General features: G+C 68.6%; 10 protein-coding genes. 6 read left to right on the top strand and 4 right to left on the bottom strand.

Going from position 1 to position 11,446, the window contains the following annotated elements; all coding sequences use genetic code 11:
- Positions 1-6: 6 nt before the first annotated feature.
- The 3 genes from E4M01_RS03820 to E4M01_RS03810 are packed head-to-tail and all read right to left on the bottom strand — an operon-like array spanning position 7 to position 2,480.
- Positions 7-474: an Hpt domain-containing protein gene (locus E4M01_RS03820; RefSeq protein WP_167765277.1), complete on the bottom strand. Its 468-nt coding sequence runs from the start codon at positions 472-474 to the stop codon at positions 7-9.
- Between the two features lie 60 nt (positions 475-534).
- Positions 535-1,326, bottom strand: a complete 792-nt coding sequence (locus E4M01_RS03815) for an NAD kinase (RefSeq protein WP_209316069.1) — start codon at positions 1,324-1,326, stop codon at positions 535-537.
- Complete coding sequence (locus tag E4M01_RS03810; protein ID WP_245158184.1) at positions 1,323-2,480, bottom strand: DUF2336 domain-containing protein; 1,158 nt, start codon at positions 2,478-2,480, stop codon at positions 1,323-1,325. The genes E4M01_RS03815 and E4M01_RS03810 overlap by 4 nt, the downstream gene beginning before the upstream one ends.
- Before the next feature lie 152 nt (positions 2,481-2,632).
- On the opposite strand from E4M01_RS03810, the gene E4M01_RS03805 reads away from it, so the two are divergent.
- From E4M01_RS03805 to E4M01_RS03790, 4 genes are all read left to right on the top strand, one after another.
- Positions 2,633-3,397 carry a class II aldolase/adducin family protein gene (locus E4M01_RS03805; protein ID WP_135062161.1) on the top strand — a complete coding sequence of 255 codons (765 nt, stop codon included), beginning with the start codon at positions 2,633-2,635 and terminating at the stop codon, positions 3,395-3,397.
- Between the two features lie 35 nt (positions 3,398-3,432).
- Complete coding sequence (locus tag E4M01_RS03800) at positions 3,433-4,191, top strand: hypothetical protein (protein ID WP_245158185.1); 759 nt, start codon at positions 3,433-3,435, stop codon at positions 4,189-4,191.
- A gap of 109 nt (positions 4,192-4,300) precedes the next feature.
- Entirely contained in the window at positions 4,301-5,452 is a 1,152-nt protein-coding gene (locus E4M01_RS03795; protein ID WP_135062162.1) for an efflux RND transporter periplasmic adaptor subunit, read from the top strand.
- Positions 5,452-8,637, top strand: a complete 3,186-nt coding sequence (locus E4M01_RS03790) for an efflux RND transporter permease subunit (RefSeq protein ID WP_209316097.1) — start codon at positions 5,452-5,454, stop codon at positions 8,635-8,637. The genes E4M01_RS03795 and E4M01_RS03790 overlap by 1 nt, the downstream gene beginning before the upstream one ends.
- Before the next feature lies 1 nt (position 8,638).
- Here the strand turns inward: E4M01_RS03790 and E4M01_RS03785 are convergent, their stop codons facing one another.
- Positions 8,639-9,145, bottom strand: a complete 507-nt coding sequence (locus E4M01_RS03785; protein ID WP_135062164.1) for a cytochrome c family protein — start codon at positions 9,143-9,145, stop codon at positions 8,639-8,641.
- Between the two features lie 139 nt (positions 9,146-9,284).
- Between E4M01_RS03785 and E4M01_RS03780 the strand changes: the two genes are divergently transcribed.
- Both E4M01_RS03780 and E4M01_RS03775 read left to right on the top strand, forming a co-directional pair.
- Entirely contained in the window at positions 9,285-9,554 is a 270-nt protein-coding gene (locus E4M01_RS03780) for a FeoA family protein (protein ID WP_135062165.1), read from the top strand.
- The gene (locus E4M01_RS03775; protein ID WP_135062166.1) at positions 9,554-11,419 is read left to right on the top strand and encodes a ferrous iron transporter B; all 1,866 of its coding nucleotides are present in this window, start codon (positions 9,554-9,556) and stop codon (positions 11,417-11,419) included. The genes E4M01_RS03780 and E4M01_RS03775 overlap by 1 nt, the downstream gene beginning before the upstream one ends.
- The last annotated feature ends 27 nt before the right edge of the window (positions 11,420-11,446 follow it).

The following is an 11,446-nucleotide window of genomic DNA, read 5'->3' as shown; positions in this document are numbered from 1 at the left end:
GAAGCCCTAGCCAAGATGCTCCCTGACGCGCGCCTCCAGCGTCTCCGCCAGCGCCTTGCCGACCGGATGGTCGTCGGTCTGGATCTTGTCGCGCACGACCGCGCGGATGGCGTCGATGTGGGCGTCCAGGATCACCATCGGGGCATCCAGCCGCTTGGCCGGGTCATCCAGCATCTTGCACAGCGAACCGGCCAGGCGCGTCACGAGCGGATACTGATAGGTGGTCCCCAGCCCCTTCAAGTCGTGGGCGCGGAAATAGAGGGCCTCGGCCGTCTGTGCGGTATAGCCCTGAGCCCGGATGTCCGCCTGGGCTTTGTCGAGCTTTTCAATCTCATCGTCCAGCCATTGGCCGAACTGGGCGGACATGGCGGCGAGCGCCTGCTCTGCCTTGGCCACGGCGTCGGCGTTGATCGCGAAGCCTCCGCCGACCTTGGCGCGAAGGGTGTTGGGCGGACGGATGACCTGGGCGCTCACGGCGGACTCCTGCTGTACTTCAGCCAGTGTCTCCCTCTGGACTTAAGAAGGGATGACCGATCAGCCGGCGAACTGTTCCGACAACACGCGTTCCTCGAACGACCGACCGGCGTCGAACAGCATGGTCAGGGCGATGTCGCGCCGCTCGCGCACCTCAACGCGGATGACACGACGCACTTCGAAGCTGTCCGCCGTGGCGCTGACTGGGCGCTTGTCGGCCTCCAGCACCTCTAAGGTCACCCGGGCCTGGTGGGGCAGGAGCGCGCCGCGCCAACGTCGGGGGCGAAACGCGCTGATCGGCGTCAACGCCAGAATGCGCGCATCCAGCGGGATGATCGGCCCGTGGGCGGACAGATTGTAGGCGGTCGATCCGGCGGGCGTGGCCACCAGACAGCCATCGCAAGCCAGTTCGCCGAGACGCACCTGATCGTCGACGCTTATCCGCAGCTTGGCGCTTTGGCGGGTCTGGCGCAGCAGGGACACCTCGTTGATGGCCAGGCCGCTTTCGGGCCGTGCGTCCAGCCCGTCGGCCTCGGTCCAGGCGTCCATCTGCAGCGGATGGATGTCGGCGCGCTTGGCCGTGGCCAGACGCTCGATCAGGCCGTCCTCGGCGTAGTCGTTCATCAGAAACCCGACCGAGCCCCGGTTCATGCCGAACACGGGCGCGCCCCGGCCAAGATTGCGATGCAGGGTCTCCAGCATGAAGCCGTCCCCGCCCAAGGCGACGATGACCTGCGCCTGATCCTCGGGCGCATCGCCGTAGCGGTCGGCCAGCCGGTCCCGCGCTGCGCGGGCTTCGGGGCGTTCGCTGGCGACGAATGCCAGCCGGACTGAGTCGGGAAGCGCGCTCACCGGGCCACGTCAGCCGAGCGCGACGCGGAAGTCAAACCCACCGCATCCGGCGGGGGCAGGCGACGGAACGCCGCTGCGGCCGTTTCCCGGCTCAAGGCGTCGGCCCAGTCGCGCTCTTCACCGCGCGGAAAACCGCCCGTCATGCGTCGCACCGCCGACAGCAAATCGGGAAAGACGGCTCGATCGACGCCAGCGGCGGCGCAGGCCAGATAAAGCGGCCGCGCACTGGTCGCGGCGCGGACCGCTGCACGCACCGGCCCCAGCCCCAGGTCGCCCAAGCCGGCCAAGGCGTGCTCGAACAGGCTCAAACGCCGCTCCATCGCCGCCCGGACGACGAAACCCGGCCGAAGCTGTCCCGCCGCCTTCAGCTTGGCCACCAGCCGACGCTCCATCTCGTCCTGCTCGGCTTCGTCGGGTCGTCGCGAGGCGATAGGCGCAGCGCTCCAGCCGGTCATGACCTTGTTGACCGCCTCGTCGATCTCGCTCGAAAGCGCGTCGGGGTCGATGCGAAAACGATCGCTGATGGCCTGCTGGAGGGCCTGGCCGATCCAGCGGTGCATCTCACGCGCCAGGCTTTCGGTCAGGCGCGGGTGGCGGACCAGCGGGGCCCGCAGCCCGGCGACGCGGCGCGACTGCTCAACCAGTCGACGAAGTCCTTCGGCCCCGATCTCAGCCGTGCGGTTGCCCGAAAGGGCGATCATCACAGCCGGATCGCCTTGATCGATGATGGCGTCGGCCACTGCTCCGCCGAGACCTGGCCGCCGCGCAACCTCGATCTGATGATCCAGCGACGCCTCGATCAATATGCGCAGCAAATCCGCGTCGCCCAGGAGCGGACTGGCGGCGATGACCGGGCGCGCGATCTCGATCTCGTCCAGGGCCAGCATGTTGATGAGGCTGGGCGGGGCCCAATGGACATGAGCCAGCCGCTCAGCGAGGGCGCGGCGGATCTCCCGTTCGGCCTGTCCTGCCAGCGCCAGGAATATCTGGGCGAGCGCCGGGTGGATGGGCCTGTCCGGGCGCTGACTCTCGCACAGGGTTGATACGGCGTCGATCAGCGCGCGGCGATCGTCGCAGGAGCGGCTGCGCGCCAGCGCCAAAAGCGGCTCCAGATCCGACATCTCGGGCGTTTCGAAGGGCGGGGCGGCGGTCAAGAACAGCTCCGAGCGAGAGGTCAGTTTGAACCGCACCGATGAAAACGTCACTAACGAAAACCTGCTCAAGGGGCCCCAGCCGCGCTCTTGACCTTCGGCCGGTCCAAGGGCGACCCTTGAGCCTCGAACCGCCTCGCAAAGGAGCGAACATCATGGCCGACGGAGCGCCCCTCTCTCTCGCCTCCCACGTCTCCGAAGAAGAGTGGAAGACCCGCGTCGAGTTGGCGGCCCTGTACCGTCTGGTCGCCCTGCACGGCTGGGACGACATGATCTTCACCCACATCTCGGCGCGCGTGCCGGGGCCGGAGCACCACTTTCTGATCAACCCCTACGGCTTCTACTTCGATGAGATCACAGCTTCGTCCCTGGTGAAGGTCGATCTGGACGGAGCCATCGTCCAGGAGACGACGAACTTCATCAATCCAGCCGGCTTCACCATCCACTCCGCAGTGCATGCCGCGCGCGAAGACGCCAAGTTCGTCATCCATCTGCACACGGTGAACGGGGTGGGCGTGGCCGCCCAGCAGCACGGGCTGCTGCCGATCAGCCAGAACGCGTGTTTACTACAGCATCAGGTTGCGTATCATGGTTACGAAGGGTTGGCCCTGAACCATGACGAACGAGAGCGTCTGGTCGCCGATCTTGGGGACAAGCCGCTGATGCTGCTGAGAAATCACGGTACCCTGGCGGTGGGGGAGACGGCGGCGCAGGCGTGGATCGGCATCTTTTTCTTGGAGCGGGCCTGCGCACAGCAGGTGGCGGCGCTGTCGGGCGGCCGCGATCATGTGTTGACAGCGCCGGAGGCGGCGCAGGCCGAGACCAAGGAACAAGGCCGGGGCATCGGATTCATCTCGTCCCTGGCCTGGCCGGGCGCGCTGCGCCAGCTGGACCGCAAGTCGCCGGGCTACGACGTCTGAGGGTCGCCGGTGCGCCGCTGGCGCTCTGGCTGACAGTGATCGCCGCCGGTCCTGCCGCCGCCGGGCCGTGGACCCAGCCGAAGGGCGAAGGCCAGATCATCGTCAAGATCGAAAGTCTGCGAGCTCAAGACGGCTTCGACAACGACGGCGGGCGAGTCGCTCTGCTGGGCGCGCGCCAAGACCAGTTGATCGGCATCTTCGCAGAATACGGCGTCGCCGATCGACTGACCCTCCAGTTCAAGGGCGATTGGCAGTGGGGCGAGGACGCGGTCTTCGACTACGCCGGTCGCGGTCCAGCCGAAATCGGAGTGACCTGGCAGGCCTGGCGGAGCGATCGCGGCGCGTTCAGCCTCTATGGGGGCTATGCCGATGCCGGCGACGGGCGCAACGCAGGTTATGCGCCTCCCGGCCTAGGCCGGCGCGACTGGGAGGGTCGGGCGGCGTTAGGATGGTCGTTCGACGGCCTTCTGGGACTGCCGATCGGGCCGGCCCAGGGCAGCTTCCTCGACCTGCAGGCGGCCCGGCGGCTGCGCGACGATCTGCCGGACGAGACGCGGCTGGACGTCACCATGGGCGCGCATCTGAATGCAGACTGGATGATGCTGAACCAGGTCTTCGCAGGTCAGGGGGACGATATGGGCGAGGTTCCCGGCTCCCGCTGGCTGTCGCTCGAGACGTCGCTGGTGAGACGACAAGGCGCATGGAGCCTCCAGCTGGGCTGGCGTCAGGCGCTGGGCGGCCGCTCGACGCCCCGGTCGGCCGGCCCAGTGATCGGCTTGTGGCGCAGATTCTGACGGGCGCGGCGACGGAACGCGAACACCCAATCGTTACACAGACTTAATCTCGCCAGTGGGAGGGGCCTCCTGTATGGCGAGCCGACATGAGTTTCGGAGCCGCCGCCGCGTGATCAAGCGACATTTCTTCATCATCGCCGCCGCCGTCTTGGTGGGGCTGATGGCCCTCGCGGCGATTCTCCGCATCGCCCTGGCGGACGATGCGGGCGGCCGACCGGGGGGTCCTGGCGGGCCAGGCGGGCGAGGCGGCGGTCAGTTGGTGTCGCAGGTGGCGGTGCAGCCGCGCGAGTTCTCCGACAGCCTGCAGGTGCTGGGTGTGGCGCGCGGACGACGTTCCGTGAACATCACCTCCAACACGTCGCAGTTGATCACGCGCGTGCTTTTCCGAGACGGCCAGGTCGTGGCGGCGGGCACCCCCCTCGTGGAACTGCGGGCTCAGCAGGAGGCCGCCGGCGTCGCCGAGGCGCGTGCGGCTGTCGTCGAGGCGGAGCGCGACTACGAACGCTATTCGACCCTCGCCGAGCGGGGCTTCGCGCCGCGCATGATGGCCGAACAGGCCGAAACCGCCCTGGCGCGCGCCCGCGCCAACCTGCAGGCGGCCGAGGTCCAGCAGGGCGAGCGCGTGATCCGCGCCCCCTTCGCGGGCCGCCTGGGCCTGACCACGGTGACGGCTGGCACGCTGATCAATCCGGGCGCCGTCATCACCACCCTGGACGACGTTTCGGTGATCCGGGTCGACTTCCCCGTGCCGGAGCGTTTCGCGGGCACTCTGACCTCGGGCACGCCCATCACCGCGACCGCCGACGCCTATCCGGGCGAAACCTTCTCGGGGCGCATCGCCCTGCTCGACACGCGGGTGGACGAGACGACGCGCGCCATCACCGCTCGGGCCGAGTTCGCCAATCCCGGCAACCGCATCCGTCCGGGCACCCTAATGCGAGTCTCGGTCCAGCAGGGCCGCCGCACAGCGCCGGCCGCGCCTGAATCGGCAGTGCAGTACGAGGGCGAGGGCGCCTTCGTCTATCGGATCGCGCGCGGCGAGCGCGGCTCGACCGCCCAACGCGTCGAGGTCGTCACCGGCTCGGTCGAGAACGGCTTTGTGGAGATCACCTCGGGCGTGGACGCCGGCGAACGGATCGTCGGGACCGGCCTGAACCGCATCCAGCCCGGCGCGCCCATCCGCGTCGAGGACGGTCAGGCGGCCGCCCAGCCCGCAGCGCGCGCCGCTGCACCCCAAGCCGCCGGGCGTCCCGCGTCATGATGCTGTCCGACCTTTCGGTACGGCGCCCGGTCTTCGCCGCCGTCGCCGCCATCGTGCTGTGCGTCATCGGCGCGGCCGCCTTCTTCTTCTTGCCTGTGCGCGAACTGCCCGACGTCGATCCGCCGATCGTCTCGATCAGCACCAGCTACGCCGGCGCCTCGGCCGAGGTCATCGAAAGCCGGATCACCGAGCCGATCGAACAGCAGATCGCAGGCATCCAGGGCATCCAGCGCATCAACTCCACCAGCCGCGACGGCCGGTCCAACGTCAATATCGAGTTCAGCCTGGACCGCGACATCGACGATGCGGCCAACGACGTGCGCGATCGGGTCAGCCGCGTTCTGGGCCGCCTGCCGCAGCAGGCGGACCCGCCGACTGTCGCCAAGGCCGACTCAGACAGCCAGCCGATCATCATCCTGTTCCTGCGCTCCGAGACCATGAACCGGCTGGAGCTGACTGACTACGCTGACCGCTATCTGGTCGACCGCCTGGCGACCGTGGACGGCGTGGCCCAGGTTCAGATCTACGGCGAGCAGCGCTACGCCATGCGCATATGGTTGGACGCCGCGGCGCTGGGCGCGCGGGGTCTGACGGTCACCGACGTCGAGAACGCGCTCAGCACCCAGAACGTCGAGCTGCCGGCCGGCGCGCTGGAGTCGACCGACAAGGACTATACGGTGCGTGTGGCGCGCAACTACGCCACCGCCGCCGAGTTCGCCCAGCTGCCGATCGGCACGGGCGGCGCAGCGTCCCAGCCGGGCAGTGGCGCTTCGGGCGTCATTCAGGGCCAGCCGACCTATGTCACGCGCCTCGGCGACGTGGCGCGCGTCGAAGAGGCGGCCGCCGAAGACCGTCGCCTGTTCCGCGGCAACGGTCTGGACCAGATCGGCCTGGCGGTGACCCGCCAGGCGCAGTCCAATGACCTGGCCATCTCCGACGGCGTCCGCGCTCTGATGGAGGAAATCCAGCCGACCCTGCCCGAGGGCACGGAACTGGTGATGGGTTCGGACAACTCGGTGTTCACCTCGCACGCCATCGACGAGGTCTGGATCACCATGGGCATAGCCCTAGCCCTGGTGGCCCTGGTGAACTTCGTCTTCCTGGGCAGCTGGCGCGCAGCGCTGATCCCGTCGGTGGTGGCGCCCATCTGTCTTCTGGCGACCTTCATCATCTTGGCTCCGCTGGGCTTCTCGCTGAACCTGCTGACGCTTCTGGCCCTGGTGCTCGCCATCGGCCTGGTGGTGGACGACGCCATCGTCGTGACCGAAAACATCCAGCGCCGCCTGGATCACGGCGAGCCGCCGCTGGTCGCCGCCGAGCGCGGCGCCCGGCAGGTCTTCTTCGCCGTCGTGGCCACCACCGTCGTGCTTCTGGCCGTTTTCGCGCCGTTGCTGTTCCTGCCGGGCTACGTCGGCCGCCTGTTCGTCGAACTGGCGGCGGCGATCGCGGCGGCGGTGGCCTTCTCCGCCTTCCTGGCGCTCAGCCTGTCGCCCATGCTGGCGTCCAAGATCCTCAAGCCCGCCCGCGGGTCCAGCGGCTTCGCGGGTCGGGTGGATCGGATCATGGACAGCGTCAAGACGTCGTATCAGCGATCGCTGGGCGCTCTCCTGGGCCGTCGCATCGCCATCGCCGGCGTGGCCGGCATGGTGCTTCTGGTCATGGCCGGGGCGGCGGGCATGTTCTTCACCCTGCCCAACGAACTGGTGCCGTCCGAAGACAGGGGCCGCGTCGGCATCAGGGTCCAGGGGCCCGAGGGCGCGGGCTTCGACTATACGCGCAGGATCATGCTGGGCCTGGAGCCGATCCTGGCCGAATACGCGCAGAACGGCGAGGTCGACAGCTATCTGGTCTCGGCCCCCGGCTTCGGCGGCGGCAGCTTCAATTCGGGCAACGCCAGCCTGACGCTCAAGGACTGGTCCGAGCGCGACCGCTCGGCCGACGAGATCGCCCAGGAGCTGAACGGCAAGCTGCGCACCCAGACCGACGCCCAGGTCAACGCCTCGACCCCGGGCGCCTTCCAGCGCGGCGGCGGCAACTCCAACTCGATCGAGCTGATCGCGACGGGGTCCGAGTACGAAGACATCTATCGCTGGCTGCAGCCGATCCTGGCCGCCTCGCTGGAGAATCCGGGCTTCTCGCGCCCGCGTCTGAATTATGAGCCCAACGCGCCGCGCCTGCTGGTCGACGTCGACCCTCAGCAGGCGGCCGCCCTGGGCGTGTCGTCACAGCAGATCGGGCGCACGCTCGAGACCATGTTCGGTTCGCGCCGGGCGACCACCTACATCAAGGGTGGTCAGGAATACGACGTCATCCTGCAGACCGACCGCGACAACCGCCGAGAGGTCTCGGACCTGCAGGCGCTCTATGTTTCGACTGGTGCGGGCCAGCTGGTGCCGCTGTCGTCTGTGGTCACGACTCAGACCTCGGGCGACACGCCCGACCGCCGCCGCCTGGACCGCCAGCGTTCGATCAGCCTGCAGGCCGACCTGAACCCCGGCACCACCATCGCCGACGCCATGGCCTTCCTCGAGGATCAGGCCGCCCAGCAGCCGCAGGGCGTGGCCACCATCCGATGGGGCGGCGCAGCGCGCGACCAGCAGGAGGCCGGCAGCGCCGTGGCCTGGGCCTTCGCCCTGGCGCTGCTGCTCGTCTTCCTGGTGCTGGCGGCCCAGTTCGAGAGCTGGATCACGCCAGCGGTCATCATGCTGACCGTGCCGCTGGCGGCCGCCGGCGGGCTGTTCGGCTTGGTCATGGCGGGGTCCAGCCTGAACATCTATTCGCAGATCGGCCTGATCATCCTGATCGGCGTGGCGGCCAAGAACGGCATTCTGATCGTGGAGTTCGCCAATCAGCTGCGCGACCAGGGCCGAAGCATCCGCGAGGCGATCATCGAGTCTTCCTCGCTGCGCCTGCGGCCCATCGTCATGACCGCAATCGCCACCTCGTTCGGGGCCCTGCCCCTGGTGCTGTGGCAGGGTGCGGGCGCAGGCAGCCGCCAGACCATCGGCGTGGTCATCTTCTGGGGCGCCATCTTCGCCACCATGCTGACCCTGTTTGTCGTCCCGGTGATCTACGGAGTGCTGGCGCGCTTCACCAAGTCGCCGGAATGGACCGCCCGCAAGATCGAGGAATGGGAAGCCCAGGAAGCCACCGCCAACGACAAGCTGCCGGCGGCGGCGGAATAGGTCAGGGGGCGGCGTGCGCCGTCGGCGCCGCCTGCCCATAGCCCGTCTCGACCTTCAGCCAGGCGATGACGTCGCGGCGGTCCGAGGCGTCCGGCAGGCCGGGGAAGGTCATCTTGTTGCCCGGCAGGAAGGTGCGCGGATTGGCCAGCCAGTCGTCCAGACGCTGGGCGTCCCAAGCGAAGTCCGCCTCCCTGAGCGCGTTCGAATAGTTGTAGCCGGGGTGCGACCCCGCGCCGCGACCAAACACGCCCCATAGATTGGGCCCGGTCATGTTGGGGCCGCCGTCGGTGATCGTGTGACACGAGCGGCATCGCGCGAAGGCGCGCCGTCCGTTCTCCATGTCGCCGGCGTTGTACGGAGCCGGCAAGGAGGCCAGCAAGGCCTCGCGCTGGGCGTCGGTCAGCGCCGGACGCGCCGGCGCCTTGGGCGCGGCGGGCTCTCCGCCCTGGCCGCAACCCGCCAGGGCGACAACGGCGAGCAGCGGGGCGAACGGTCTGATCGAGCGCATGGGCGAACCTCCGGGTGGCGGCCTGAATAAACCACCCGCAAACCCTCGCAAGCGGTTCCAACGCTGGACGCGCGCCCGTTGCGACTGATAATCACCGGCGGAGTAACTGCGGCCAGGCGCCGCATGCGACGGACTCCCAATGAGCGACACCATCAAACTCAGCCAGGCCCGACCCGGCGACCGCGGCGTGATCGTCCAGGTCGGCGACCACTGTCACCATATGGATCATGCGCTGGAGCTTGAGCGCCGCCTGCTGGAGCTGGGCTTTGTCGAAGGCGCGACGGTCGAGGTGCTGCATCAGGGCCTGTTTGGCGGCGATCCCCTGGCGCTCAAGGTCGACGACATGCGCGTGGCCCTGCGTCGCCACGAGGCGGCCAGCCTGACCGTGCGAGTCGGAGACCCCGCCTGATGGATATGGTCGTCCGCTCCGCCCGCATCGCTCTGGTCGGCGCGCCCAACAGCGGCAAGACCGCCCTGTTCAACGCCCTGACCGGCGCCCACCAGAAAGTCGCCAACTACGCCGGGGTGACAGTCGAGCGGAAGGAGGGGCGCATCCACGCGCCCTCGGGCCGCACCCTGTCGGTGCTGGATCTGCCCGGCACCTATTCGCTGCGCGCGCGCAGTCCTGACGAAGAGGTCACGCGCGACGCCGTGCTGGGTCGGCTGGCGGGCGAGCCCGAACCCGACCTGATCGTCTGCGTCGCCGACGCCACCAATATGCGCCTCGCCCTGCGCTTGGCGCTCGAGATCAAGACGGTCGGCCGTGCGGCCGTGCTGGCCCTGAACATGTACGACATCGCCGAACGCCAGGGCCTGCGTATCGACCTGGAGCGGTTGTCGGCCGAGCTGGGCCTGCCGGTCGTCACGACCACGGCGACGCGCCGGCGCGGAATCGCTGATCTGGTCGCCACGATCGAGAACACGGCGCGGGCGCCGGGCGAAAATCTCTGGCAGGCGCCGGACGCCGCCCAGCTGCGCGGCGCCCACCGCGAGGCCGAGCGCATCATGAAGGCCTGCGTGCGTCCGCCCGAACGGCCCGACACCCTGACAGGCCGGATCGACGCCGTGCTGCTGCACCCCGTCGGCGGCCTGCTGATCCTGCTGACCCTGCTGTTCGTCATGTTTCAGGCCGTCTTCGCCTGGGCCGCGCCGCTGATGGACGGAATCGAGGCTGGGATCGGCGCGCTCGGCGTCGGAGCCGCAGCGATTCTACCCGACGGACTCCTTGAGAGCCTGGTGGTCGACGGGATCATCGCCGGTGTCGGCAGCGTGCTGGTCTTCCTGCCGCAGATCCTGATCCTGTTCCTGTTCATCATCGCGCTGGAGGACTTCGGCTACATGGCCCGGGCCGCCTTCCTGATGGACAAGATCATGGGCGGGGCGGGCCTGCACGGCCGCGCCTTCATCCCGCTCCTGTCCAGCTTCGCCTGCGCCATTCCCGGCGTCATGGCGGCGCGGGTGATCGATTCCAAACGCGATCGGCTGACCACCATCCTGGTCGCGCCGCTGATGACCTGTTCGGCGCGGATTCCTGTCTACACCCTGATCATCGCCGCCTTCATTCCCAGTGAGACGGTCTGGGGCTTCGCCAATCTGCAGGGGCTGGTGATGTTCGGTCTTTACGCTGCGGGCATTGTCAGCGCCCTGACCGTGTCGTGGCTGATCCGCAAGGTGTTCTGGCGAGGCGCGGTGGAGCCCTTCATGATGGAGCTCCCGGCTTACAAAACGCCCCACCTGCGCAGCGTGGCCTTCAATCTTTGGCTCCGCGCACGAATATTCCTGGTCCGGGCCGGCCGCATCATCCTGCCGCTGGTCATCCTGCTGTGGGTGCTGGCCACCTTCCCCTATCCGCCCGAGGGCGCGACCCTGCCGGCCATCGACTATTCCTTCGCGGGCATGATCGGCCGGGCGCTGGAGCCGATCTTCGCCCCCATCGGCTTCAACTGGCAGATGGTGGTGGCGCTGATCCCCGGCATGGCGGCGCGCGAGGTCGCGGTGGCGGCGCTGGGCGCCACATACGCCATCGCCGACGCCGAGGGTGCGGGCGTCAGCGCCCTGGCCTCGACCTTGGCGGCTCACTGGTCGCTGGCCACGGCCCTGTCCTTCCTGGCCTGGTATGTCTTTGCGCCCCAGTGCGTGGCGACTCTAGGCGTGGTGCGGCGCGAGACCAACTCGCTGAAGTGGACCTGGGTCATGGTGGGCTACATGTTCGGCCTGGCCTATCTGGCGTCCTTCGTGACCTATCGCGTGGCCGTAGCGCTCGGGGGCGGCTAAACCCGACGAGAGCCCGTCGGAGCGCCC

It is taken from the genome of Brevundimonas sp. MF30-B (genome assembly GCF_004683885.1).
GTDB lineage: Bacteria > Pseudomonadota > Alphaproteobacteria > Caulobacterales > Caulobacteraceae > Brevundimonas.
Note: the sequence above shows the minus strand (reverse complement) of the source record. Positions and strands in the feature narration are given on the sequence as shown.